This is a genomic window from Stenotrophomonas sp. AS012628, from assembly GCF_010608305.1.
GTDB lineage: Bacteria > Pseudomonadota > Gammaproteobacteria > Xanthomonadales > Xanthomonadaceae > Stenotrophomonas > Stenotrophomonas geniculata.
Genome location: NZ_VMBJ01000001.1, coordinates 195872 through 221371, shown reverse-complemented (window position 1 = coordinate 221371; position 25500 = coordinate 195872). Strand labels below are relative to the sequence as shown.

Below are 25500 nucleotides of genomic sequence, written 5' to 3'. Positions count from 1 at the left end.
CCGCGCCCACAGGATTTCCGCATGAACTTCCGCTTCCGCCGTTTTCTTGCCACCACCACCCTGGCCGCAGCCTGCGCCGCCGCCGGCAGCGCCTGGGCCGGTGCCCGCGACGACCTGAAGACCTTCACCAGCGGCCTGAAGGGCCTGGATGGCCAGTTCAGCCAGCAGGTGTTTGACAGCCGCGGCAAGGTGAAGGAATCGACCAGTGGCCGCGTGGCGCTGTCGGCGCCGCGCCTGTTCCGCTGGGAGTACGTGCGTCCGCACGAGCAGCTGATCGTGGCCGACGGCAAGAAGGTCTGGATGTACGAGCCGGACCTGGAGCAGGCCACCGTGCGCGAGCAGGGCAAGGAAGAGCAGAACAGCCCGCTGACCGCGCTGATCAACCCGGCGCTGCTGGAGCAGCAGTACGACGTCAGCGAAGAGGCCGCGCAGCGTGACGGCCTGCAGTGGCTGTCACTGTCGCCGAAGCGGGAGACCGAAGCCAGCTTCCAGTACGCCGCGCTGGGTTTCAACGCCCAGGGCCTGGCCAGGATGGAAATCACCGACGCGGTCGGCCAGCGCACCGTGATCAGCTTCAGTGGCTGGAAGCGCAACCCGGGCTTCGCCGCCGGCACCTTCAGCTTCACCCCGCCGAAGGGCACCGACGTCATCGGTAATTGATGGCGGTCGCCGGGCATGGCCCGGCGCTACCTGCTCTGGTGGGTATCAACCGGTACCGCCTTGGTGGGTGTCAACCTTGGTTGACACGCTCTTGAACTGCCGGCCAGCGGCCGGCACTACCGGAATCGTGGTCACCCGGCGCGGTACAATAGCCGCGTGCCAAGACATCGCTCCACTTCCTTCCCTGGCCCCGATCTACTGAGCGTCGATCGGGAACACATGCGCCCGCTGGCCGAGCGCATGCGCCCGCGCACCCTCGACGAAATGGTCGGGCAGAAACGCCTGCTGGCCCCGGACAGTGCGCTGCGTCGCGCCGTCGAATCCGGGCGCGTGCATTCGATGATCCTGTGGGGGCCGCCGGGCTGCGGCAAGACCACGCTGGCGCTGCTGCTGGCCGAGTACTCCGACGCTGAATTCCGTGCCATCTCCGCGGTGCTTTCCGGGTTGCCGGAAGTGCGCCAGGTGCTGGCCGAGGCCGCGCAGCGCTTCGCCGAAGGCCGTCGGACCGTGCTGTTCGTGGACGAGGTGCATCGCTTCAACAAGGCACAGCAGGATGCGTTCCTGCCGCACATCGAGCGCGGCACCATCCTGTTCGTCGGCGCCACCACCGAGAATCCGTCGTTCGAACTGAACTCGGCGCTGCTGTCGCGTTGCCGCGTGCATGTGCTGGAAGCGGTCTCGCCAACCGATATCGTCGAGGCGCTGGAACGTGCACTGGGTGACCGCGAGCGGGGCTTGGGCGAAGAGGGCATCGAGGTCGCGCCGGAACTGCTGCTGGAAATCGCTACCGCTGCCGATGGTGATGTACGCCGTGCGCTGACGTTGCTGGAAATTGCCGCCGAGCTGGCGGGCGGGGAGGGTGGCCGCATCACGCCGCAGACCCTGACCCAGGTGCTGGCCGACCGCACCCGCCGTTTCGACAAGGGTGGGGAGCAGTTCTATGACCAGATCTCGGCGCTGCACAAGTCGGTACGCAGCTCCAATCCTGATGCCGCGCTGTACTGGCTGACCCGCATGCTCGATGGCGGTTGCGATCCGTCATACCTGGCGCGTCGGCTGACCCGCATGGCCATCGAGGACATCGGCCTGGCCGATCCGCGCGCACAGAGCATGGCGCTGGAGGCCTGGGACATCTACGAACGCTTGGGCAGCCCGGAAGGCGAGCTCGCCTTCGCCCAGCTGGTGCTGTACCTGGCCAGCACCGCCAAGTCGAATGCGGGCTACGCCGCGTTCAACCAGGCCAAGGCCGACGTGCGCGAAAGCGGCACCGAAGAAGTGCCACTGCACCTGCGCAATGCGCCGACCAAGCTGATGAAGGAGCTCGGCTACGGCGCCGAGTACCAGTACGACCACGACGCCGAAGGCGGCATCGCGCTGGACCAGACCGGTTTCCCGGATGCGATGGGCGAGCGCGTGTACTACAACCCGGTGCCGCGTGGCCTGGAAATCAAGCTGAAGGAAAAGCTGGACCGGTTGCGCGCCGAGCGCGAGGCCGCGCGGGCCGCGAAGGGCCGCTGACCCGGCTTCTGTAGAGTCGCGCCGTGCTCGACTTCGCTCCTGCGCCGGTTACGGGTGCCATCTGGAACAGCAGCCGAGCATGGCTCGGCTCTACAGGAGTAATGGCAGCCGAGCATGGTTCGTCGCCACATTGTCCTGCGCGCGTGCATTTGGCACACTGCGCGGCTACTTTTTCAAGGATCGATGCCGTGCAGGAAATGATTCTGCCGTTGAAGCGCTACGCCCAGTTCGAGGGACGTGCCAACCGCCGCGAATACTGGATGTACCAGTTGTTCCTGTTCCTGGTCGCAACGGCAGTGATGCTGCTGGCCGGTGTGCTGGCGATCCTCCTGCGCAACAGTGCCGATGCGCTGGCCGGCATCCTGATTGGCATGGTGGTGCTGCTGTGTGTGATGTGGCTGGTCACGATCGTGCCGCTGATCGCGGTGACCGTGCGCCGCCTGCATGACTGCAACCAGTCGGGCTGGCTGTTCCTGCTGGCGCTGGTGCCGGGCGGCGGGATCGTGATCATGATCTTCTCGCTGCTGCCGGGCACGCCGCAGGAGAATGTGTATGGTCCGGTGCCTTCGGGCCCGTGACGCTATTGGCGTCGAGCATGGCTCGACTCTACAGGGGTAAAGAAGAGAAGCCGGCGTTTCGCCGGCTTCGTCTTTACTTGATGCTGCAATCGCCGAAGGACAGGTAGTCCGTGCCGGAACTGAACTGCAGCGTGCAGCTGGCGGTGAACGTTGCGCCTTCTTCGAGGGCGCCCAGCTTGGCCGCCTGCTGCTCGTCGTCGGTGGTCAGCCGGGCCAGGACATTGCCCTGGTCGTCGCCGGCCTCGATCAGCGGTTCGCCCGCCAGGTTGCTGGAAACGCCCAGCGCCACGGCGGTGAAGGTCACCGTCTGGTTGAGTTGGTCCATGCTCAACGTCGAATTGCCGGCCTCTTCAAAGGCCTGGTAGAGCGACGGCAGATCCTGCGCGGCGTGGGCGGCCAGCGGGGCGAGCAGGCCGAGGGACAGGGCGATCAGTGCGGTGTGCTTCAAGGGTTCTCACAATCATGGGATCCAATCCCATGGCGGTTGTGTGCAGATGAGCGCGACCCGGATGGCGGCAAGTGCCCGCCATCCATGGCTGCGCTGGAAGCGGGGCGATCCAATGCCCCGGTGGGCGGCAAAATAGGGGAACTGCTGCCCCTCGTGCAACCCGGGCATGCGCGCGCGTGATACACAGTGTGACGTTCGATCGATGTGATAATCATTCGCGTTTAAGGTAGACTGCGGTCCCTTGTGAACCGGCGGCCCTGGGCCGCTTCTGCCGCCGCTGATGAAGCATTTCGTCCCGCCTTCGCGCCGTGGTCCGCTGGCCCGCGGCCTGGCCGCCTTGATGATGGGTCTGCTCCTGGCCACCCCGTATGCCTATGCACAGCAGCGCAATCCGCTGCAGAAGATCGGCCACACCGTGCTCGACGAGCCGGCGGCCAGCTATCGCTTCGAGCATTTCGTGGTGGACAGCCCGGACCGGCAGCGCCGTTGGCGGGTGAACCTGGCGATCCCGGCCAAGGCCGGCAAGACACCCTCCCCGGTGTTGTACGCGCTGGACGGGAACGCCGTCGCCATGGTCCTGGACCAGCCGCTGCTGGCCGAACTGGCCACGCGCAAAGCACCACCGGTGCTGGTGCTGATCGGCTACGACAACGACCTTCGGATCGATTCCAAGGCGCGCACCCGCGACTACACCGCGTGGATCGACCGTGCCGACGACGAGAGCGGTACAACCCAGGCGGTCGGTGGTGGTGCCACGGCCTTCCTGGATGTGATCGAGCGCCGCATCAAGCCGGAAGTCGAGCGTCGCGCACGCATTGATACGCAGCAGCAAGCGCTGTGGGGTCACTCGCTGGGCGGCCTGTTCGTGCTCAATGCGCTGTACACCCGTCCCGCCGCCTTCCAGTCCTACCTGGCGGCCAGCCCGTCGCTGTGGTGGAGCCAGGGCGCGGCGCTGGGTGATCCGGAACAGCAGTTCGTGCAGAACGTGCATGGCCAGCCGGCAAAGCTCTGGCTGATGCTGGGCGGCGCCGAGCGAGTCGGTGATCGTGGCAAGCGCGACATGAACAATCCGCGCGTGGTCGCGCACCTGCGCCGCATCGGTGGCGCCACCCCGGATGCGGCGATGCAGTTGTCCGAACGGTTGGCCAAGGTGCCGGGCCTGAGCGTGCAGTACCGGGAGTTCGACGGCCTCGGCCATGGCCCGATGCTGCCCGCGTCGTTCCATGCCGCGCTGCATGAGTTGTACGGCGTGACCGACCGCAGCGCCGGTGACGGTGTCCCCACGGGTGGTGACAACGCCGCCGAGTGAATCCCTTCGCACGCGATGCCGTGCGACCCCACTACCCAGGCGAGGCTGCCGACGTGCAGCGGCCCAGGCAACCGATGAATCCCGCGCCACGTGGCGCGGCCTACGTGTGCAAGGAGCCTTCCATGTCGTTCCGTCCGTCTTTCCGTCTCACCTCTCTCGCCGCCGGCCTCTTGCTGGCGGTGACCGCCACCGCGCAGCCGGTGTTCGACCAGCCGGCCAACGCCACCTTCAAGGGTGAAGTCGTCTCACGCGGTGAGAACGTGGTTCCCGGCAGCACTGCCGACGTGGTCGGCCGTGGGTTCTTGCCGGGCCAGAAGGTCAGCCTGCTGCGCGGTGACAGCGTGCTCAACGCGCAGCCGCTGGTGGTCGATGCTGATGGCAACTTCAAGACCCAGTTGAGCATTCCGGCCGACGCGGTGCCGGGCACTCATCCGGTGGTGGTGCGCGCCAGCCAACCGGCTGCGGCCACCGTGCTGAAGCTGCGCGTCTCGCCGCAGCTGCCGCTGTCCGGCCAGGCGCAGTTCGCCACCCAGTCCAACAAGCTGGTGCCGGGCCTGTACCAGTCCGCCTACAGCGCCGCCAGCAACGCGGTGTTCGTGACCTCGGCGGTGGGTCGCCCGCCGGTGACCCAGTCGCAGCTGCTGAAGCTGGACCCGAAGTCGCTGAAGGTGACCAAGGCGATCACCCCGGCGCAGGTGCCGGGCAGCACCAATGGTGCGGTGTATGCGGTCTACGGCGTGGGTGTGGATGACACCAACGGCAATGTGTGGGTGACCAATACCCGCCAGAACTCGATCGCCGTCTATCGCCAGAAGGACCTGTCGCTGGTCCACCAGTTCCCCGTCGACACCGTGCCGCATGCGCGCGACGTGGTGGTCGACGGTACGCACGGCAAAGTGTTCGCCTCGGCCACGGGAGAGGACCATCTGTCGGTGTTCGATGCGAAGACGTTCAAGGAACTGCCGCAGGTGACGCTGGAATCCGGCGTGGACGACGGCAAGTTCACCCCGATGAGCCTGGTGCTGGACGAGAAGGGCGGCAAGCTGTTCACCGTCAGCATCGGCACCCCGGAGGCGGCGGTGATCGATGTGGCCAGCGGCAAGGTCGACAAGGTCATCGACCTGGGCAATTCGATCAGCGCCTCCGGCGTGGCCTTCGATGCGGCACGCAACCGTCTGTACGTGGCCTCGCAGGGCACCGACAACCTGCTGATCGTCGACGTGGCTGCCGGCAAGGTGCTGCATGACGTGCCGGTCGGCGCCGGTGCGCTGAACGTCGCCTTCGATGATGCCTCCGGCCTGGCCTACGTCAGCAACCGTGGCGCTGGCACGGTCACCGTGGTGAATGGTGACGGCAAGGTGGTCGCCAACCTCGATGGTGGCACGCTGCCGAACCATGTGCGCGCCGATGGCAAGGGCAACGTTTTCGCGGTGAACAAGTCGCGCGGCGCCGAAGACCCGAAGGGTGACCGCATCACCCGCATCACCCCGAAGCAGTAAGTCACACGGTGGGGCGGCGTGTGCGTCGCCCTGCCAGCAAGGAGAACGAGCATGAACATCGCGTCCCGTCTGCGCCTGTGTGCGCTTCCGTTGGCTGTTTCGCTGGCGCTGGCCGCCTGTGGCGGTGCGTCGGCGCCGCCTGATGGCCAGAAGGCCGCCGAGCCGCCCACTGCAACGGCCGCTGCGGCAACCGCGTTGCCGGCAGGCTGGCAGCGCGTGGCCGGCGCCGAGATGCCGACGGTGCATGACCAGAAGGCGGTGCTGCCGGCCAAGGTGCATTCCGATGACGGCGCCGATATCGAGGTGGCCGATACCAGCCGCGTCATTGCCGGTGGCGACGACGTCATCGCGGTGATCGAGGCACTGGGCCTGGGCACGCAGGTGTTCGCGGCACCGACCAACACCACCACCCAGGCCGGCCTGGCCGCCCCGCATCAGTTCCTGTTCAACCGCACTACCGGCGTGGAGGGCGTGCTGAGCCTGCAGGGCTCGCTGTTCCTCGGCAACAGCCTGCGCCGCCACACCGAGCTGGCCAGGAAGCTGCGCGAAGTGGGCGAGCCGGCCGTGGTCATCGATGACCTGCAGCCGGCCCCGGACAAAGTGCGCAAGGTCGCCGCCGCACTAGGGCTGGCCGAGGCAGGGCAGGCACTTGCCACGCAGGTGCAGCGCCAGCTCGACGAGGCTGCAGCGATTGGCAAGGGCCTGGGCCATGCGCCACGAGTGATCCACGTGTCGGCAACCGGTGCCGGTGGCTCGCCGACTGTTGCCGGTGCCGACAGCGCGTCGGCGCAGCTGATCGCATTGGCTGGCGGCGTCAACATCGGCACCGAGGCCGGGGTGAAGAACTACTCGCAGCTGAGCAATGAAGGCGTGGTTGCCGCGGCACCGGAGGTGATCCTGGTGACCGAGCATGACCTGGAGCTGTTCGGTGGTGCCGAGGGCCTGTGGAAGGCGTACCCGACGTTGAAGCAGACCCCGGCCGGGCAGGCCAATCGGGTCTGGGTGATGCCGGATGTGCAGCTGAAGTACACCAGTGTCGGTTCCGGTGCTGGCGCACTGGCGCTGGCCAAGGCCCTGGCGGCGTTGCCCAAGGCATGAGTCCGGCGGATCGGCGCCGCCGTCGCGGGCGGACAATGTTGCTGGTGGCGTTGCTGGCACTGCTGGGTGCGGTGCTGGCCTCGTTCGCTGTGGGCCCGCTGCGGCTGCCGCCGCTGGAGGTGATGCAGGCATTGGCGGTGAAGCTGGGCCTGCTGGATCCGCAGGCGGTCAGCAGCCGTGATCTGGCGGTGGTCTGGCAACTGCGCATTCCGCGTGCCCTGCTGGGTGCGATGGTGGGCGCGTCTCTGGCGATGGCCGGTGCCAGCCTGCAGGGCCTGTTCGGTAACCCGCTGGCCGACCCCGGCATCGTCGGTGTCAGCCAGGGTGCTGCACTGGGTGCGGTGGCCGCCATCGTGCTGGGCGCCGCCGGTGCGGCGGGCTGGCTGGTGCCTGTGGCCGCGTTCGTCGGCGGTGCGCTGGCGATCGGCCTGACGTATGCGTTGGCCCGGCCTGGCAAGGGCACGGGTAACGCCACGCTGCTGCTGGTCGGTATCGCGATGGCCGCGTTCTGCTCGGCGCTGATTGGTTTCCTCACTTACATCGCCAGCGAAAGCGAACTGCAGTCGCTGGTGTTCTGGCAGATGGGCTCGCTCGCGCGCGCCAACTGGGCCGACGTGGCTGCGGTGGTGCCGTTGTTTGCGATTGGCGTGTTCGCGTTGCAGCGACTGGCAACGCCGCTGGACATGCTGGCGCTGGGCGAGCGCCAGGCACAGCATCTCGGGCTGGATGTCACCCGCACGCGGCGTCGCCTGGTGGCGTTCAGTGCGCTGCTGGTGGGTGCGGCGGTGGCATTCGCTGGTTCGATCAGTTTCGTGGGCCTGGTGGTGCCGCACGTGGCGCGCCTGTTGGTCGGCCCCGGGCATCGCTGGCTGCTGCCATTGTCCGGCCTGCTCGGCGCGTTGCTGATCGTGGTGGCCGACACCGCCGCACGCACGCTCGATCCGCCCGCGGAGATTCCGCTGGGCTTGTTCTCGGCCGCGCTGGGCGCACCGTTCTTCCTCTGGCTGGTGCTGCAGCAGCGCCGCAAGGCGGCCCCATGAGCGTGCTGCTGAAACTGCACGAGGTGGTGGTGCGCCGCCAGCAGCGCGAGATCCTGCATGGCATCTCGCTGGCGTTCGAGCCGGGTACGGTGACCGCCCTGGTTGGACCGAATGGCGCGGGCAAATCCACGCTGTTGGCGGTGGCTGCCGGTGACCTGCGCGCCGATGCGGGCGAGGTGAGCCTGTTGGGCAATCCGCTGGCCAGCTACAAGGCCGGACCACTGGCGCGCGAGCGCGCGGTGATGCCACAGGAGCACGGCGTGCGCTTTGCCTTCAGCGTGGAAGAAGTGGTGGCGATGGGGCGTTTGCCGCATCCGCCGGACCCGGTCACGGACGATGCCCGGGTGGAAGCGGCCATCGATGCAGCCGAACTGCAGGCGCTGCGCCTGCGCGAGGTGCAGCAGCTGTCCGGTGGCGAATCGGCTCGCACCACGTTCGCGCGCGTGCTGGCGCAGGACACGCCGCTGTTGTTGCTTGATGAGCCGACGGCCGCGCTGGATCTGCGCCACCAGGAGCGCACGCTGCGCAGTGTGCGTGCCTGTGCCGAGGCCGGTGCGTGCGTGATCGTGGTGCTGCACGACCTCAATCTGGCCGCGGGCTATGCCGATCGCATCGTGCTGCTGGAACAGGGCAGGGTGGCGGCCGATGGCACGCCATTGCAGGTGCTGACCGAAGACAACCTGCAGCGGGTCTACCAGCAGGATGTGGTGGTGCTGGAGCATCCGCGGCGCGGGGTGCCGCTGGTGGTGGTGACCTGAGCATCAACGCGCTCTGCCAGGCGACGTATCATGTGCGGTTCGTTCTCTTCAATGGACTGATGCAATGATCCGTACTGTTTCACATGGCGTGCTGCTCTCGGCAATGGTCGCCTCCGTATGCGCCGCCAGCACTGCGTCGGCATCCTCGGTTTCCCTGATCAAGGCCGCCGAGCAGGCCTCGCTGATCGAGAGCCGGTATTCCGCTGGCGGGAGCGCTCCTGTGGTTCCGGTGGCGACCCGCTATTTCGCCAGTGATGAAGTGCTCATCAGCTGGGACGACCAGCAGGTACTGATGTTGTGCAGGGAGGCGGTGTACCTTCAGATTCCTGCCGGCAAGGCAGGTGACGTTGCGCTGGCCACCGAACAGCGGCAGATGATTGCCTACCAGGCGCTGATGTCTGGAATGGGTTCGGTTGCGGCCGTGGCAGAAGCGGCGGGTGATTCCGTGGTGGTGGCAGACGACGGTAGCGAGACCCGTCGCGCGGGGGAGAGCAGCTGGGCCTACGGGGTGGAGCGCCATGAAGTCACCACCCAACGCATGGCCGATGGCGCGCTGCGGATCCGGGCGCGCAAGACCGAGACCGTGAACAAGGCCAAGCCTGCGGAGCCAGGCGATATGTTCAGCACCGAAGACGACCAGGCTGCACGGTTGTCGGAGCTGGCGCCGGTCGGCAGCTGGACCGAGGTGGTGATCCATGGTGGCCCGCGCCAGGCGCAGGTGGATCTGGCGATGTCGTTGAAGGGATGGATCTCGATGGGGGACGACCAGGCGGCGACCGTGGGTGAGGCGCGCAAGCTGCACAACTGCAACTAAGGCAGGGGAGGGGTCAGAGCCCTTGGCCGTCGCAAAGGGGTCCGACCCCGATGCCCGCCGGCTTCATCGTTCCATTTGTGTGCGTAATATTCACTTGCGCGCCAGATTGGCAGGTCTAGAATGCGCCCCATGAACCGGATGCCGCTCCTGAAGTTTTTCACCCTGACCCGCGCAAGCGCGGAACGGGCGTGTCTGCCTGGAGCCCCACGAGGCCGTTGAAGCGGCCATCGCTGGACCTTCGACAGAGCGCCCTCCGGGGCGCTCTTTTCGTTTCCGCAGTTCCATTTCCCGTAACCCGATGTACCGCAAGGAGAACGTGCCATGCACCAGATCGCCGAGACCGAACGCTAGCCGCGCACCCTGTCGCCAACCGGGGTGCGCGGCCCCCGAAGTTGGCTTTGCAGGAACCTTTCTCATGAACACCCAAGTCCTTTCCCGCCGTCGCAACCTCGGCATCATTGCCCACATCGATGCCGGCAAAACCACGCTGACCGAACGCCTGCTGTGGAAAAGCGGCGAAATCCACCGCGTCGGCGAAGTGCACGACGGCAATGCGACCACCGACTTTTCGGCGATCGAGCGCGAGCGTGGCATCACCATCGGCGCTGCCGCCGTGCAGGCGCAATGGGCACCGCGTGACCTGCCGCCGCATCGGCTGACCCTGATCGACACCCCCGGTCACATCGACTTCGCGATCGAAGTCGAACGTTCACTGCGCGTGCTCGACGGTGCCGTGGCCGTGTTTTCGGCCGTGGACGGCGTGCAGCCGCAGTCCGAGACGGTGTGGCGCCAGGCGCGCCGCCATCGCGTGCCGCTGATCGCTTTCGTCAACAAGATGGACCGCGTTGGCGCTTCGTTCGAGCGCGTGTTGGAGCAACTGCAGGACAAGCTGCGGGCGCGGCCGTGGGCACTGGGCGTGCCGTTGGGCAGCGAAAGCGGCTTCAATGGCTGGGTCGATCTGGTCGATGAGCGCGTGCTGCAGTGGCAGGATGGCGCCGCAACCACGATGACCCCGTGGGACGACGCGGTGCGCGACCAGTGGCAGGCACAGCGCGATGCGCTGGTCGAAGCCGTGGCTGATCACGACGAGCAACTGGCCGATGCCTGGCTGGAAGGTCGCGTGATCGATGCCGGGACGCTGCGTGCGGCGATCCGTCGGGCGACGCTGGCAGGTGCGGGCGTGCCTGTGCTGGCCGGTGCTGCGTTCAAGGACAAGGGCATCGAAACGCTGCTGGACGCCGTGGTCGATTACCTGCCGTCGCCGCTGGATCGCCCTGCGGTGAGCGCCGAGAGCGAAGGTGGCGAGGTGGTGCTGCCGCCGGATCCGGACGGTCCGCTGGCGGGCCTGCTGTTCAAGATCACCCACCAGCAGCACGGCGCGCTGAGCTTCGTGCGGCTGTACTCGGGCACCTTGAAGGTGGGCGACGCCGTGGCCAGTTCGCAGCATCCGCAAGGGCGGCGCGTCAGCCGCCTGGTTCGCGTGCAGGCCGACCAGACCCACGACATCGAACAGGCCGTGGCCGGTGACATCGTCGCGGTACTGGGCTGGAAGGATGCGGTCAGTGGCGAGACGCTGAGCAGCCGTGCGCTGCCGTTGCGCCTGGAGAACATCCAGGCACAGGCGCCGGTGCTGGCCTGGCGGCTGGAGCCGGCGCGTGCGGCTGACCTGATCCGGATGGCGCAGGGACTGGCCAGCCTGGCCCAGGAAGATCCGTCGTTCCGCGTCGAAACCGATCGCGATACGGCGGAAACCCTGGTCTGGGGCATGGGCGAGCTGCACCTGGAGGTGATGGTCGAACGCCTGCGCAGCGAATGGAAGGTGGACGTGGGCGTGGGCTCGCCGCGCGTTGCCTACCAGGAGATGCCGATGCGTGCGATGACGGGCGTCGTCGGGCGGCTGGTCAAGCAGACCGGCGGCCAGGGCCAGTTCGCGCACGTGGTGCTGGACGTGGCGCCGCGTGAGGACGACCAGATCGTGTTCAACGATCGCATCGTCGGTGGCGTGGTGCCGCGCAGCTTCATCGCGGCGGTGGAAAAGGGCGTGCGTGCCGCACTGTCGGAAGGGCCGCAGGGTCATCCGGTGGTCGGTATCGAGGTCAGTCTTGTCGATGGCCAGACCCATGCCAAGGACTCGTCGGAGATGGCGTTCCATCGTGCGGGTGCCGAGGCGATCAAGACGGCGCTGGCCGAGGGTGGCACGCAGCTGCTGGAACCGGTGATGGCGGTGACGGTGCATTCGCCGTCGGCGTCGGTGGGTGATGTGGTGGGCGACCTCAACCGTCGGCATGGTCGCATTGCCCGCATCGACGACCAGGACGGTCGCGCCGAGGTCAGTGGCTTTGCGCCGCTGGCGCAGCTGGTGGGTTACACCACGTCGCTGCGTTCGCTCAGCCAGGGGCGGGCGAGCAGCGAGGCGCACCTGCACGGCTATGAGCCGGTACGCGCTGCATGAGGAAGGTGAGGGGAGCCCGTTCGCGGGCTCCCTTTTTTTTGTGGTCGGGAACGCGCATCCACGCATGGCGCGGATCTACTGGGAGTTGGCGGGTTTCCGTATCCACACAAGGCGCGGCGATTCCGCAGTAGATCCACGCCATGCGTGGATGGAGCCCTCGGCATGCGATTTTTTGCATTGCATCGCAACAAAACTGCAGAAAAGGCTGGATTAAAGTGATGCCTCACGATAAATTGCGCACCCCCCGTTGCTCGCCGCCGCCCGCACCCCTCTCATGCGTGATGACAAAGACCCCGGAACCCTGGAGCTGACCCTGCCGCGAAAGCGCGGTCGTCCGCCCAAGTTCGGGTACGCCATGAGTGATGCGCAGCGGGCCGCGCGCTACCGCGCGCGCCGGGCAGGGCAGGCCAACCACGCCGATGTGCGCTCCTGCTCGGACATGGTGCTGCTGGACAAGATCCGCGCCGCAGTCAGTGCGCGCGACACCGAGCTGGCCGGTTTCCTGGTCCACGTGCTCTGGCAGCGCTACCCCCTGCAACTGAAATAGGCCGTCGGTGGGGTGGCCGTTGTCATCGAGCTTGTTGATAATGCGGGATTCAGGTTGTTCCCGCTGGCGCGCCCGGGATGGCAGGCGCGCATGATCGAACGGTTCCCAAGATGACGACCACCAGCGACACCACCACCGAAGCGGCGCCGAGCAGCGCCCCCCTGTTCTACACCCGTCCGGTGCCGCTGCAGGCCGATGTGCATGCCGATCTGCGCATCCTGCCGGGCAAGCTCGAGTTTGCCGCCGGCAACAACGCCATTCCGCTGGTGCTGGGCGAGTTCTCGCTGGCCCTGCACCACTTCCCGATCCTGTTCGCTGGCCCGACCGCCGTGCCGATGGCCGCCGTTGGTGTTTCCGACCAGAACCTGTTCATCAAGGACGGCCTGTGGGAAGACGAGGCCTATATTCCGGCCTATCTGCGTCGCCACCCCTTCATCTTCATCGACACCGGTGCGGACAACGACTTCCTGCTGGGCATCGACGAAGAGAGCTCGCGCGTGGTCAAGGGCGGTGACGAAGGCCAGCCGCTGTTCGTGGACGGCAAGGCCACCGACATGGTGCAGCAGGCGCTGGAGTTCTGCGGCCAGTACACCCGCGAGCATGAACAGACCCAGGCCTTCTCCAAGGCCCTGATCGACAACGGCCTGCTGGTCGAGCGCAATGCCACCGTGCGTACCCCGGATGGCCGCGAGTTCAATCTCAACGGCTTCCTGGTGGTGGACGTGGAGAAGTTCGTGGCGCTGCCGGAAGCGACCGTGGTCGAGTGGCACCGCAGCGGCTGGTTGGCGCTGATCCATCAGCACCTGATGTCGCTGGGTCGCTTCAACGACCTGACCCGTCGCCAGGTCGAGCGCCTGGCGGCCTGATCAGGCCGATGGTGCGGCTTCCGCCCTGCGGGAGCCGTGCCACTGCTGCAATCCCTGCAGCAGCCGCCGCGCCTGGACCCAGTCGGGCGCGGCCTCATGCCCCATCTCCCACAGAGCGGCCGCCATGCCGGCCTGATCCATTGCCCGGCACATCTGCAGCGTGCCCTGCAGGCGGTGCGCATGGTGGCGTAGTGTCGCAGCATCGACGTCGTGCACGGCCTGTTCGATCCTGGCCAGCTCATAGGCAATGTCCGCAGCGTAATCCGGCTCGACGCCAGGGGCGTCATCGGGCGCAGTACGGTGCGCCGGGGGCGGAAGGCCCAGTGCCTGCAGCAAGCTCGCAACCTGCAATGGCTTGACCAGGATGGCGTCGAATCCGGCTCTTCGGCAGCGCGCCGCATGGCGGCGCCCCATGCGGGCGGACAGGGCAATCACTCGCAGGGGGGGCTCTGCCTGCGCGCGCAGCTGCTGCGCCAGAGCGTAGCCATCCGAGTCGCGAAGCCCGATGTCCAGCATGACCGTGGCGCGCGGTCGTAGCGCGTGCTCGGCCAATGCGGTGTCGGCATCGGCAACCGCGCGTACATCCGCACCCAGCCGGCGCAGCTGCTCTGCGACGATGTGCCGGCTGAGTGCATGATCTTCGACCAGGAGCAGGTCGATGCCGGCCAGTGGTGTCTGCTGCAGCGGCTCGATGGGTGGCGGATCGCCGTGGACGGCGCGGACCGGCAATCGCAGGGTGAAGCGGCTGCCGCGCCCATGCACGCTGTGTGCGGTCAGGTTGCCGCCCATGGCAACGGCCAGTTCGCGCGCGATCGTCAGGCCCAGCCCGGTGCCGCCACGTCTCTGGCCATCCTCGCTCTGCTGGAATGGCCGGAACAGAAGCGCCAGTTGAGCGGGCGCAATGCCGATGCCGCTGTCGATCACATCCAGCAACAGCTCCCGGGGAGACAGGGCGGGCGATAGTTGCAGGCGCACTTCGATACCGCCGACATCCGTGAATTTCAATGCATTGCCCAGCAGGTTGTCGACAATCTGGCGTAGTCCATCGGCATCCAGCGCGACCACCGGCGCTGGATCAGGCGTGCGATCGAGCTGGAGTGACAGGCCTCTCCGTAGTGCCTCCGGCCGGATGGCTTCCAGTGCACGGGCACAGAGTTGACCGACGTCACAGGGCACGGGATGCGGCCTGAAGCTGCCGCTGGCAAGGCGCGAGAACGCCAGTGAGCGATCGAGCAGCCTGCGCAGCGACTGGCCGGCAGCAAGCGCTGCCGCGAGCAGTTCGCGCTGCCCCTTGGGCAGGTGAGACTGGCTTAGCAGGTCGATCGAAGCCAGAATCGTCTGCGCGGAATTCCGCACCTCATGGCTGATCATCCCCGCCGCGCGCCCCAGGCGGCGTTCCGTGCGGCCGATTCGCCAACGTAGCGCCTGCCAGAGCACGGGCAGGCCGATGAGTGCCGTGGCCAGACACAGCAGCCATCGCAGGAGCGGGAGGCGCATCTGGTCAAGTGTGCTCTCGATGGATGCGGGCAGCATCTGCTGTGCCCACAACTCCAGCAGCCCTGCGTGCTCTTCGAGCGTGATGGCGCGCAGCGCCTGATCGATGCGCGCCAGCAGTTGCTGGTCCTCGCGGCGGACAAACAGGTGCAGATCGGTGGAAAAATCGCTGTCGAACGGGTGCAGTTGCAGGTTGCCCGCGAAGTGCTTCCGGATCATCGACTGCAGCGTTGCTTCCAGGCCGATGGCCGCATCGGCGATACCGCTCTCCACGGCGGCCAGCGCCGCATGGCGGTCGTGAAGGCGCAGCAGGTGGATCTGAGGATGGTGGGTCGCCAGCCAGTCGGCATAGGGGCCACCGTCAACGACGGCCAGCACCTGCGTCCTCACCCCGGTGACGTCACGGGGTGGGCGCTCGCCTTTACGCGAGGCCATCACCGTCCTGCCGCCATGGAAAGCGCCCGATGCCATCAGGTCGGGACAAGGAAGCGGGCGATGCGAAGGATTGCCCATGACCAGCACCAGGTCAGCCTCGTGCCGGCAGACGGCAGCGACCGCCGCGCTCGTGCTGGTGTAGGTGAGATCGCGGAAGCGCAGGCCGGAATGCTGAGCGACAAGGTCGGCATAACCATGGGCGAGGGTAGGGGGCGTGCGTGAATCCTCCAGCGCTGCAGGTAGCGGGCGCAGTGATGGCGCGGTGGCGACCCGCACTTCGCGGCCGGCGGACCATTCCTGCAGTTGCGCATCCTCCGCGGAGGCTGCGGGCAGCAGGATCAGGGCCAGCAGCAAGGTGCACGAAGTGCGCAGACGGAGACGAACGCGGCGCCTCATCGCACCCCCAGCTGCCGCCGCAGTGCATAGATCTCCACGTCATTGCGCAACCCGAGCTTGCGCAGGGCGGCGACCTTCTGGGTGCTGACCGTCTTGACGCTGCGGTGGCGGTGCAGCGCGATTTCGGAGACGGTCAGGCCTGCCAGAAGCAGGTCCAGCACTTCGCGTTCGTTGCGACTGAGTTCCTCGCGGTTGGCCGGGAACAGGCAATCGGCGGGCAGGCGGCACAGTCCCTGCGATATGCGCACGATGGCTTCAGACAGCATCTCCAGGGGCTCGGACTTGCTGACCACGCCGCTGATGCCGGCCGTCAGCAGGTGGTCGATGCGGGTGGTTGGCGTCAGCGTGGCGAAGGCGAGCAGGGGGACATGAGGAAAGCACTCGCGCAGGAGAGAAACCAGTTCATCACTGCTGCGGTCGCCGGGCGCCAGGGTGAGATCGATGATGGCGACATCCACTGCCAGCCGGCGCAGGCTGCCAACGAGCTCATCGCTGCGGGTGTGGCTGGCGACGATGTCGAAGCGGCTGTCGCGGGACAGGTGCAGGACGGTGCCGCGGCGGACGACTTCGTGATCGTCGAGGAGTGCCAGCCGCAGTCGGCGCGGTGCAGGGTATCCATTCATGCGCTGGGAGGTGATCGGCGCCCGAAGGGCGTGGCGATCATTCTGGCGCTGCTGTCGCGTCGAGCATCGAATTTGTTGGATTTTTGCGATTATTCCTAAGGGTCGATGTGCAAGACCCATCAATCCAGTGTTGCCGATTGATGCAGTGGATCGTCAGGCCACAGTCAGGCCCTTCAGGGCACGTCGCCCCCGCTGCGCAGGTCGCGGGCCATTTCGCTGGTCGCAGCCCATCCGAGATCGGCATACAGGGGCTTCCCTTGGGCAGTAGCGTGCAGCACCGCGTAGGCCACCCCTCGCCCGGCGAACGCGTGGTCGGCCAGCTTCATCAGCTGGCGGGCGATGCCGCGACGCCGGTAGCCGGGGTCCACGTAGACATTGAGTACGTAGCCGCGCGAGTCCTGCTCTGGATGGGCGGGGTGGGGCGGCCAGTCGATCAGCATCAGGCCGATGCCTGCGATGGGTTGTCCATTGTCGGAAAGGACATGGCCGAAGTAGTCGCCCGACATCAGGCGCGGCTCCAGCCATCTACGGAACGGGGCGGCCATCTGCTGCAGGACCTCTTCGCTCCGGCCGCTCTCACGGAACATCGCTTCACGGTGGGCACAGATGAGGTCGAGATCGCACGGAAGGATCTGCCGGACGACGAAGCCATTCCAGGAGGCTGTGATGGTATTGTCCGGAGTGCTGTCCATCGATCGTGTATCCGTTCAGACCCTGCTGGCTTGCCCAGCATCGTATCTGAAGGGCGCATGGTGAAAGCACCACGTTGCAATGATTGATGATCGATTGTTGCTCCAGGACGATCCACCGGGGACGAGGGTGCGGTGTCATCGCACCGACTGCGGCACCCGCCTCAGCGTGCGGGTGTCGTAACCCATCGCCGCAATCCGCTCGACTGCCTGCTGGTAGTCTCTGTCCGACACCTGCGGGGTGCGGGCCATATACCAGACGTAATCACGCTTGCTTCGCGCCACGATGGTCTGGCGGTAGCCTTCGTCGAGCCAGGCGATCACGTACTCAGCCTGGATCGGCCAGATGAACTGCATGCCCCAGATCGCGCCATTGCCTTCCTTCTCGACACGGCCGATGGGGTGCATCGACTTCTGTGGCGCATCAAAACTGCCCTTGCGATAGGTGAAGGTGGTCTGGATGCGCCCATCGGAGCGCAGGGCATAGCTCTCCACGGCGTCGAAGGCCTCGCGTTCAGGGCGCGATGGGATATGCGCGATCACGTACCAGTCACCCATGAAACGCGGCACATCCACCGATGACGGACGCGGCAGTGGGCGCGTGTCGCTGGAGCTGCAGCCGGAACCGAACAGGCCGATCGCGATCAGGGGAAGCAGTGGAAACTTTCGCATGTCACACCTCAGCGGGGCCGGAACAGGTAGTGGGCCACCAGCCACTGCTGGCCGTCGTCGTAGCCGAACAGCTCGGCGCATGCCATCCAGAACATCCGCCAGCGTTGCCACCAGATGCGCGCAGCCGCCGGCCCATAGGTCGCCGCCAGTATCGGCATCACCCGGTCGCGTGCCGCATCCTGATTGGCCAGCCAGTGCTCGGCGGTGCGTTGGTAGTGGGTGCCGTCCAGCAACCAGCGCTGATCCAGCCGCAGGTCGCGCTGGAAATGCAGAAGGGTATCGGCGGCCGGCATCAGTCCGCCGGTGAAGAAATGGCGGCCCATCCAGTTGTCGCCACCCTCGGTTTCGAACGGGTACATCAGCGTGCGATGGGCAAAGATATGCACGAACAACGCACCGTCTGGCTTCAGCCACTGCGCGATGCGCGCCAGCAGGCGCTCGTAGTTGCGCACGTGTTCGAACATCTCGACCGACACGCAGCGCTCGAAGCGTGCCGTGGGCAGCTCAAGCTGGTTGACATCGCGGGTGATCACCTCGACGTTGCGCAGCCCCCTGGCTTCACACTGCGCCATGATGTGCTGGCGTTGGCTGTGCGAATTCGAAACGGCGGTGATGCTGGCCTGCGGGTAGCGTTCTGCCATCCACAGGGTCAGTGAGCCCCAGCCGCATCCCAGTTCGAGAATCTGCTGGCCATCGGCCAGGCCTGCGCGCTGGCCGTACAGTTCCAGCATCGCGTCCTCCGCCTGGTCCAGCGTTTCGCGCCCGGTTGGGTAGTAGCAGCTGCTGTACTTCAGTCGCTTGCCCAGGCAGGCCTGGAAAAAGGCTGCTGGCACTTCATAGTGCTGTCGGTTGGCTGCGTCGGTGTGTAATGCGAGTGGGCTGTCGGCCAGCTCGGCGATGCTCCGGCTGAAGCGCGCCGACTGGCCTTCGATGCCACCCTCGCTTTCCTCATGCAGGCGTCGCGCGCACAAGCGGCGGATGCCGGCACGCAGCGCCGCATCGGGGACCAGCCCGCGTTCGGCCCAGGCGATCAGCCCGGTTTCCGCGTCTTCGGCAGGATTCAGTGAGGGGATCGCGTTCATGCGGAATGCTCCTTGGAAGGGCGGGGGAACCAGGGAAAGAACATCGGCGTGCTGCGCTGATAGGCCTGGTAGTCGTCGCCGCGGCTGCGCAGGGCCTGCTTCTCGGTGAACGGGATGCCGCTGAGATAGCGCAGGAACACATACATCAGCACGGGGCCGAGCCAGGCCAGCCACCACAGCGGGGAGCCGACGGCCAGCAGCACGTAGGTGAACCAGTGCAGCCACTCGAAGAAGTAGTTGGGGTGGCGGGAATACCGCCAGAGTCCATCACGGCAGGTGCGGCCCTTGTTCGCCGGGTTGGCGCGGAACCGGGCCAGCTGCTGGTCGGCCAGCGATTCTCCGCCCACGCTCAGCAGCCAGACGAGCGCAGCCGCCATCACCCAGGGTGCCGTGCCTGCGGTTTGATTGGCGGCGACCGCGACGAAGGGCAGGGCAAACAGCACCACCAGCAGTGCCTGTGCCATGAAGAACCCGAAGATCTTTCCCTGGTGTCCTTGCCAGTGCTCACGAAGGTAGCGATAGCGCCCGTCCTCTTCTTCGTGCCGGACCCGGTGCCAGAGATGAAGGGCCAGGCGACCGCCCCACAGGCCACCGAGCACAGCCAGCGCCACCCGTGGCGTGACCGCACCCTCGCCCAGCAACGCCAGTAGCAGCGCGGCGGCGCCCACGCCCTTGGCCCAAAGTACGTCCACAACGCCGATGTTGTGGTGGCGGCGCTGCCAGGCCCAGCCCCAGCTCATCACCAGTACCGCGTAGAGCAGCACCCAGAGCAGGTTGATCATGATGACGCTCCGACCAGAGGTGGTTGTGGCGTGGAACGCGGACCGCCACGGGCGGCGCGGCACAAGAGGGAAAGCGCAATGGCCCAGCCTGCGCCCAGCACCAGGACGCCATGCCACATCGGGCTGTTGAACTGCACCGCATCGAATCCACGCGCGGCCGACAGGTAGGCCAGTGGCGCCAGCAGCAGGCCGAACAGAGGCGGCAGGGCAGGGTGTCGCTGAAGGAAGCGCATCGAGGTGGTCAGGGTCATGGCGAATGCCGCCCACAAGGCCATGATCCAGAGCGGTGGCGCCCACCCCGGCGGGGCAGCGGCGTAGCGCACGGTGCCGCTGGCGGCCGCAGTGGCATCGACCAGCCAGGCGCAGGCCAGCGCAAGCACCAGCAGCCGCAGGTCCAGTCGCGGATGCGCCGACGCCAGCAGCTGGCTGCCGATGTAGAGCGACGCGGCCAGCAACGCAGGCCACTGCCAGCCGCGGCCCGCGCCGGCTACCGCGCACAGCCATACCAGCTGGTTGCCAAGCAGATTGGGCCAGAACCGGCGCATTTCAGTTGCCTTCACCCGGTGCGCCCGCGGGCCGATGGCCCGGGCGCGCCAACAACAGATGCGAGACGCCGATCGAACGCTCCAGGAAGCCGCCTTCGCAGTAGGCCAGGTAGAAATCCCAGAGGCGGCAGAAGCGGGCATCGAACCCCTGCGCCTGCACGGCAGGCAGCTGCGCAAGGAAGCGTTGGCGCCAGGCGCGCAGGGTCAGCGCGTAGGAATGGCCGAAGTCCTGCTGGGCGATCAGCTGCAGGTCGCTGGAACGCGTCTTGGCGGCCATGATCGCGTTGATCGATGGGATGAAGCTGCCCGGGAACACATAGCGCTTGATGTAGTCGACGCTGCGCCGGGCCTGCTCGTAGCGATGATCCTCGATGGTGATGGCCTGCAGCAGGGCAACACCATCGGGCTTCAGCAGTCGCTGCAGCGTGGCCATGTAGGTGTCCAGGTATTCGGCGCCGATCGCTTCGATCATCTCGATCGATACCAGCTTGTCGAACTGGCCCTGCAGGTCGCGGTAGTCCTGCATCAACAACGTGACCTGGTCCTGCAGTCCTGCGTCCCGCACGCGCTCGGTGGCCAGCGCATGCTGCTCGGCAGAGATGGTGGTGGTGGTGACATGGCAGCCGTAGTGCCGCGCCGCGTGCTCCGCGAAGCCACCCCAGCCGGTACCGATTTCCACTACGCGATCGCCGGGCTTGAGTTGCAGCTGCTGACAGATGCGGTCCAGCTTGCGGCGCGAGGCGGACTCCAGCGATTCGGATTCGCTGGTGAACAGCGCCGACGAATACATCAGGTCAGGCGACAGGAACAGGGCGAAGAAATCGTTGCCCAGGTCGTAGTGGGCGGCGATGTTGCGCCGGCTGCCCTCACGGCTGTTGCGGTGCAGCCGGTTCCATCCGCGCAGCAGCCAGCCAGCCACACGGGCCGGGCCCTGCTCCATGCCGTCCAGCAGCTCGCGGTTGCGTACCAGCAGTTGTATCAGGGCGACCAGATCATCGCAGTGCCACTCGCCCTGGATATAGCTTTCACCTGCGCCCACACTGCCTTGGGCAGCAACCTTGCGATAGAACGCGGGGTCATTGATGGTGACAGTGACATGCAGTTCGCCACGGGCGTCGCCCAGCCAGACTTCGCCGAGTGCATCGCGCACGCATAGGCGGCCGTCGCGCAGGGGGGCAAGCTGCGCCAGCAGGCGGCGGCGCAGGAAGGCGTCCAGCGCACCGGGGCGCGGCAGGGCCACCGAAGGTGTCATCGAGTTCATCGCGGTTTCCCGGCAAGGGTGGGGTGGTCGTGTACGGGGTTGCGCTTCAGCCATAGCCGCAGTGCGTGCCAGTGGATGGCGGCCACCACCTGGGTGGTCATCAGGGGATAGCAGGCCAGAACCCGGGCCAGTCCGCGGCCATCCAGGGCACGTCGCTGCATGGCCTGGGTGGCATCGAACTGGCGCACGCCGTCGCGCCAGACCTGCATGTGCACGCGCAGGTCCTGGTCCGGGCGGTTGAACCGCCAGTCGTAGCGGCAGTCCATCGGCATGAACGGCGAGACATGGAAGCACTTGTCGAACTGCCAACGCAGTGAACTGCCTTCGTGCGTGGCGGTAGCGACCGGCAGCACATAGGTGTGTCGTTCCTTCCAGGGCGTGTTGGTGATCTCGGCTACGATGCAGTCCAGCGTGCGGCCGTCGGCCTGGTAGCAGTAGTAGAAGCTGACCGGGTTGAAGACATGCCCGGCGAAGCGGAGATGGGTGAGCAGGCGCACCGGGCCGGTCGGCCGGTAGCCGAGCGTGCCTGCAGCGTGGTCGCGCACCGCATCGGCCAGTGGCCGGGCGGGGTCGCCGAAGTAGTCGCTGCGGCGGAATTCGGCCAGATTGCGGCGATTGACCGACCACAGCCAGCGCCCAACAAACACGGTCTCCAGTTCATCCAGGTCGAGCAGCAGTTGTGCAACCGGGTAACGGAACGCATGCGGATGCGGATGATGCCGGCGATGCATCACCTGCCCGATGTAGAGTGCGCTGGCACTCATGCCGCCACCTCAACCGAGGCGGATGCCAGCCGATGTGGAGCGCAGGCTTGCAGGGCATCGACCACGCGGCGGGCACTGCGGATGCCATCCTCATGGAAGCCCCAGCCCCAATAGGCGCCTGCAAACCATGTGTGGCGGCGGCCCTGCAGTTCCGCCCAGCGCTGCTGTGCGCGCACTGCAGCGTGGTCGTGTACCGGGTGCGCGTAATGCAGGGTCCGCAGCACCTTGGCCGGATCGATCGCCTCTCTGCGGTTGAGGGTCACTACCAGGGGGATGTCGCCCGGCAGGCCCTGCAGCAGGTTCATGCAGTAGCTGACCGTGCAGGGCGCCGCGCGATCCTGTGGCACGTGCGCGTTCCAGGCCGCCCACGCTTTGCGGTTGCGCGGCAGCAATGACGCATCGGTATGCAGCACCGCCTCGTTGGACTGATAGCGGATGGCGCCGAGGACCTCACGCTCGATGGCATCTGCGTCGGCAAGCAACGCCAGTGCCTGGTCGCTGTGGCAGGCCAGGATCACTTCGTCGAAGGCCTCCACGCCGGCGCTGCTGTGCACGCGTGCACCCCAGGGCATGCGTTCGACCCTGCTGACCGGGCATTGCAGCCGCTCATGCACACGCCAGCGGCGACGCAGCGCATCCACGTAGCGCGTCGATCCCCCGCTGACCACCCGCCAGCTTGGCCGCCCGGTCATCTGCAGCATCTGGTGATTGGCCATGAACTGGGCCAGGTAGCGCGCCGGGAACGCCTGCACGGTAGCCGTCGGCGAGGACCACAGCGCCGAGGCCATCGGCAGCAGGTGCTCGTCGATGAACGCCTCGCCATAGCGCTGGCTGCGCAGGTACTCGCCGAGCGTGGGACCGTCTTCTTCGGCCAGCAGCAACGGCGCGTCGCGATAGAACCGGCGCAGGTCGGCCAGCATGCCCCAGAAGCGCGGCGATACCAGATTGCGGCGCTGGCAGAACAGCCCATCCAGCGAGGTGGCGTTGTACTCCACACCGCTGCGCTCACTGTGCATGGAGAAACTCATCGTGGTCGGTTGCGAGGCCACGCCCAACTCGTCGAACAGCGCCGTCAGCAAGGGATAGTGCTGGGGGTTGAAGACGATGAAACCGGTATCCACCGCCATGCCTCTGCCCGCCACCTGCACGTCGTGGGTATGGGTGTGCCCGCCGAGGTAATCGTTGGCCTCGAACAGCGTGACGTCGTGCTGGCCATCCAGCCACCAGGCACTGGCCAGCCCCGCGATACCCGAGCCGATGACCGCGATGCGCATCTCAGTACCTCGCCTTGGCCAGAACCCACTCGGGGATGGGCTTGAGCCCTTTGACCAGGCCCAGCGCCGCCATCGCGCGCAGCCCGTACCAGGTCAGGTCCACTTCCCACCAGCGGAAGCCCTGGCGCACAGTGCCGGGAAAGAAATGATGGTTGTTGTGCCAGCCCTCACCGAAGGTGAGCAGCGCCAGCCACAGGTTGTTGCGGCTGTCGTCGCGGGTCTCGAAGCGGCGGCGGCCAAAGCGGTGCGCCAGCGAATTGATGGTGACGGTGGCATGGAACAGCACGATGGTGGAAATGAAGAAGCCCCACACCAGCAGCTGCGGGCCATTGGTCTGCAGGTCGGGCGCCCAGCGTTCCAGTCCAGCTCCCAGCGCGTACAGCGCTGCGGCCAGCAGTACCGGCACTGCCGTATCGAAGCGGTCGAGCCAGCGCAGCTCGGGGAAGCGCGCCAGGTCAGGTACCCGCGACAGATCGGTGGCGAAGGCCTCGCGGGTGAGGAACCAGCCCATGTGGCTGCGCCAGAAGCCGCCTTCGCGCGGTGAATGCGGGTCCAGCCGCTGGTCGGCATGCCGATGGTGGTGGCGATGATGGGCAGCCCACCACAGCGGCCCGCGCTGCACGCTGGAGGCGCCGATGACTGCGAACACGAACTGCACCGGACGCGATGCCTGGAAGGTGCGGTGCGAGAAGTAGCGGTGATAGAACGCCGTGATGGCGAACATGCGCACTGCGTAAAGCGCCGTGGCCATGACGACCGCCGTCCATGACACGCCTACCCAGATCACCGCGATGCAGGCCAGGTGCATCAGTGCAAAGGGTACCGCGCGCATCCAGTCGATGCGTCCTGGCTGTTCGCCGGTGGTCTCTGTGGCGTTGCTGGTATCCACCCACCGCTGCAACGTACGCAGCAGGCGCCAGCGTCGACGGGGGAGGGGCGCTACAGAGGCCATGGCGGATCTCGGCGGGTGTCGTGTCCTGCTTTACGCAGCAGGGCGCGCAATGGATGCGCCACTTCGAACTAAATTTCGCTTCACCTGGGCGTCACGGTGCAACGCTCGACCAGGGGCTGCGCCCACGCCTGTTGCCAGTCACCTGCCGGTCGCTCGGCAGCTGGCGAGCTGAAGCGCACCGTCACCTGCGGGTAGCTGCCGCGGGCATCGCGCAGGTTGCTGGTGCCGCGGAATTCCAGCAGGCGGCGGTCGGCGCTGGCATAGACCAGCGACAGGCGCGGCACGATGCCGCCGTACCAGGTGTCCAGACTGACCTCGATCGCCTGGGCGTCGATGCCTTGCCAGCGAATGGAGCCCGACCGCCGCACCTGCACCGGGAAGTAGCGCTGCCGCCCTGGCACCAGGAACGGCAGGCTGACGCGTTCGCCGCGCAGCAGCGCCGGCCAGTGCAGGCGGACCGCGGCATCAAACCCCGCATCGATCACCGCATCCGGCGGCAGTTCAAGCTGGCGCCGACGCAGCTCACTGGCGGCATCCTCCTTCCATGCAATCGACACTGAGTCGCCAGTGGCGTCTACCTCGGCGGTCTGGCCGCTGCGGCGGTCCTCCAGCGAATAGCCCCGTGCCTGCGGCCGGGCGCTGGCGGGCAGATGCTTGCGGGCGAAGGGTTGACCACCCGGGCACTGGTACAGCACCCAGCGCTCGGCGCCCTCCGTTGCCTCGCGCCGCCAGTGCACTTCACGGTAGAGGATGCCGCCCTGCGCGGAGGTGGCCACGCCCTCGCTTCGCAGCCAGGGTGCCGCCAGCGCGGCGTGAGGCAGGCACAGCAGCAGCCAGGCAGTGCGCATGGGTCGTGATCCGGAAGGGAGGGCTCAGGGCGTACGGCAGCGGCGGCCGGTTGGATGCACAGCGCCGGCTGCATCCAGTTGCTGCCCCTGCGCGTA

The 25500-nt window shown here is 66.8% G+C and carries 25 protein-coding genes; 12 read left to right on the top strand and 13 right to left on the bottom strand.

Annotation, left to right across the window (positions count from 1 at the left end):
* The first annotated feature begins 21 nt into the window (after positions 1 to 21).
* The 3 genes from lolA to G5A07_RS01025 all read left to right on the top strand — a co-directional run bounded on the left by lolA (position 22) and on the right by G5A07_RS01025 (position 2756).
* On the top strand, positions 22 to 660 hold the full coding sequence (lolA, locus tag G5A07_RS01035) for an outer membrane lipoprotein chaperone LolA (RefSeq protein ID WP_191862392.1): 639 nt from the start codon (positions 22 to 24) through the stop codon (positions 658 to 660).
* Between the two features lie 219 nt (positions 661 to 879).
* Positions 880 to 2178 carry a replication-associated recombination protein A gene (locus G5A07_RS01030; protein ID WP_228355318.1) on the top strand — a complete coding sequence of 433 codons (1299 nt, stop codon included), beginning with the start codon at positions 880 to 882 and terminating at the stop codon, positions 2176 to 2178.
* Between the two features lie 188 nt (positions 2179 to 2366).
* Positions 2367 to 2756, top strand: a complete 390-nt coding sequence (locus G5A07_RS01025; RefSeq protein ID WP_010485830.1) for a DUF805 domain-containing protein — start codon at positions 2367 to 2369, stop codon at positions 2754 to 2756.
* A gap of 73 nt (positions 2757 to 2829) precedes the next feature.
* Here G5A07_RS01025 and G5A07_RS01020 read toward each other — a convergent pair whose 3' ends face one another.
* Positions 2830 to 3204 (bottom strand): hypothetical protein, encoded by a 375-nt coding sequence (locus tag G5A07_RS01020; protein WP_049455053.1) that lies wholly within the window; start codon positions 3202 to 3204, stop codon positions 2830 to 2832.
* 280 nt (positions 3205 to 3484) lie between these two features.
* Between G5A07_RS01020 and G5A07_RS01015 the strand changes: the two genes are divergently transcribed.
* The 9 genes from G5A07_RS01015 to G5A07_RS00975 all read left to right on the top strand — a co-directional run bounded on the left by G5A07_RS01015 (position 3485) and on the right by G5A07_RS00975 (position 13587).
* Complete coding sequence (locus tag G5A07_RS01015) at positions 3485 to 4513, top strand: alpha/beta hydrolase-fold protein (RefSeq protein WP_100445620.1); 1029 nt, start codon at positions 3485 to 3487, stop codon at positions 4511 to 4513.
* Positions 4514 to 4635: 122 nt separating this feature from the next.
* Entirely contained in the window at positions 4636 to 6012 is a 1377-nt protein-coding gene (locus tag G5A07_RS01010) for a YncE family protein (RefSeq protein ID WP_191862390.1), read from the top strand.
* Positions 6013 to 6063: 51 nt separating this feature from the next.
* On the top strand, positions 6064 to 7110 hold the full coding sequence (locus G5A07_RS01005; protein ID WP_019337456.1) for an ABC transporter substrate-binding protein: 1047 nt from the start codon (positions 6064 to 6066) through the stop codon (positions 7108 to 7110).
* Positions 7107 to 8150, top strand: coding sequence for an iron ABC transporter permease (locus G5A07_RS01000; RefSeq protein WP_019337457.1), 1044 nt, complete (start codon positions 7107 to 7109; stop codon positions 8148 to 8150). Before G5A07_RS01005 ends, G5A07_RS01000 begins: the two co-directional genes overlap by 4 nt.
* The gene (locus tag G5A07_RS00995) at positions 8147 to 8908 is read left to right on the top strand and encodes a heme ABC transporter ATP-binding protein (protein ID WP_049409838.1); all 762 of its coding nucleotides are present in this window, start codon (positions 8147 to 8149) and stop codon (positions 8906 to 8908) included. Before G5A07_RS01000 ends, G5A07_RS00995 begins: the two co-directional genes overlap by 4 nt.
* Before the next feature lie 64 nt (positions 8909 to 8972).
* Positions 8973 to 9722, top strand: coding sequence for a hypothetical protein (locus G5A07_RS00990; RefSeq protein ID WP_043395674.1), 750 nt, complete (start codon positions 8973 to 8975; stop codon positions 9720 to 9722).
* 415 nt (positions 9723 to 10137) lie between these two features.
* Complete coding sequence (gene fusA, locus G5A07_RS00985; RefSeq protein ID WP_191862388.1) at positions 10138 to 12174, top strand: elongation factor G; 2037 nt, start codon at positions 10138 to 10140, stop codon at positions 12172 to 12174.
* Between the two features lie 274 nt (positions 12175 to 12448).
* Positions 12449 to 12721 carry a hypothetical protein gene (locus tag G5A07_RS00980; protein ID WP_005409616.1) on the top strand — a complete coding sequence of 91 codons (273 nt, stop codon included), beginning with the start codon at positions 12449 to 12451 and terminating at the stop codon, positions 12719 to 12721.
* A 110-nt stretch (positions 12722 to 12831) separates the two neighbouring features.
* Positions 12832 to 13587, top strand: a complete 756-nt coding sequence (locus G5A07_RS00975) for a SapC family protein (protein ID WP_010485810.1) — start codon at positions 12832 to 12834, stop codon at positions 13585 to 13587.
* Here G5A07_RS00975 and G5A07_RS00970 read toward each other — a convergent pair whose 3' ends face one another.
* From G5A07_RS00970 to G5A07_RS00915, 12 genes are all read right to left on the bottom strand, one after another.
* The gene (locus tag G5A07_RS00970) at positions 13588 to 15912 is read right to left on the bottom strand and encodes an ATP-binding protein (RefSeq protein ID WP_191862387.1); all 2325 of its coding nucleotides are present in this window, start codon (positions 15910 to 15912) and stop codon (positions 13588 to 13590) included. It lies immediately after the preceding gene.
* Positions 15909 to 16655 (bottom strand): response regulator transcription factor, encoded by a 747-nt coding sequence (locus G5A07_RS00965; protein WP_231298715.1) that lies wholly within the window; start codon positions 16653 to 16655, stop codon positions 15909 to 15911. The genes G5A07_RS00970 and G5A07_RS00965 overlap by 4 nt, the downstream gene beginning before the upstream one ends.
* Before the next feature lie 53 nt (positions 16656 to 16708).
* Positions 16709 to 17227, bottom strand: a complete 519-nt coding sequence (locus tag G5A07_RS00960) for a GNAT family N-acetyltransferase (protein ID WP_057502829.1) — start codon at positions 17225 to 17227, stop codon at positions 16709 to 16711.
* A gap of 135 nt (positions 17228 to 17362) precedes the next feature.
* Positions 17363 to 17896 (bottom strand): lipocalin family protein, encoded by a 534-nt coding sequence (locus G5A07_RS00955; protein WP_019337464.1) that lies wholly within the window; start codon positions 17894 to 17896, stop codon positions 17363 to 17365.
* An 8-nt stretch (positions 17897 to 17904) separates the two neighbouring features.
* Complete coding sequence (locus tag G5A07_RS00950) at positions 17905 to 18978, bottom strand: class I SAM-dependent methyltransferase (protein ID WP_171954271.1); 1074 nt, start codon at positions 18976 to 18978, stop codon at positions 17905 to 17907.
* Positions 18975 to 19760 (bottom strand): DUF1295 domain-containing protein, encoded by a 786-nt coding sequence (locus G5A07_RS00945; RefSeq protein WP_010485798.1) that lies wholly within the window; start codon positions 19758 to 19760, stop codon positions 18975 to 18977. Before G5A07_RS00945 ends, G5A07_RS00950 begins: the two co-directional genes overlap by 4 nt.
* Positions 19757 to 20305 carry a DUF2878 domain-containing protein gene (locus G5A07_RS00940; RefSeq protein WP_043395683.1) on the bottom strand — a complete coding sequence of 183 codons (549 nt, stop codon included), beginning with the start codon at positions 20303 to 20305 and terminating at the stop codon, positions 19757 to 19759. The genes G5A07_RS00945 and G5A07_RS00940 overlap by 4 nt, the downstream gene beginning before the upstream one ends.
* Position 20306: 1 nt before the next feature.
* Positions 20307 to 21566 (bottom strand): cyclopropane-fatty-acyl-phospholipid synthase family protein, encoded by a 1260-nt coding sequence (locus tag G5A07_RS00935; protein ID WP_109814627.1) that lies wholly within the window; start codon positions 21564 to 21566, stop codon positions 20307 to 20309.
* Positions 21563 to 22330: a DUF1365 domain-containing protein gene (locus tag G5A07_RS00930; protein WP_049409823.1), complete on the bottom strand. Its 768-nt coding sequence runs from the start codon at positions 22328 to 22330 to the stop codon at positions 21563 to 21565. The genes G5A07_RS00935 and G5A07_RS00930 overlap by 4 nt, the downstream gene beginning before the upstream one ends.
* A complete protein-coding gene (locus G5A07_RS00925; protein WP_019337469.1) occupies positions 22327 to 23604 on the bottom strand; it encodes an FAD-dependent oxidoreductase in 1278 nt (425 codons plus the stop codon). Before G5A07_RS00925 ends, G5A07_RS00930 begins: the two co-directional genes overlap by 4 nt.
* Before the next feature lies 1 nt (position 23605).
* Positions 23606 to 24556 (bottom strand): acyl-CoA desaturase, encoded by a 951-nt coding sequence (locus G5A07_RS00920; protein WP_164191988.1) that lies wholly within the window; start codon positions 24554 to 24556, stop codon positions 23606 to 23608.
* 80 nt (positions 24557 to 24636) lie between these two features.
* Positions 24637 to 25404, bottom strand: a complete 768-nt coding sequence (locus G5A07_RS00915) for a hypothetical protein (protein WP_019337471.1) — start codon at positions 25402 to 25404, stop codon at positions 24637 to 24639.
* Positions 25405 to 25500 lie beyond the last annotated feature (96 nt).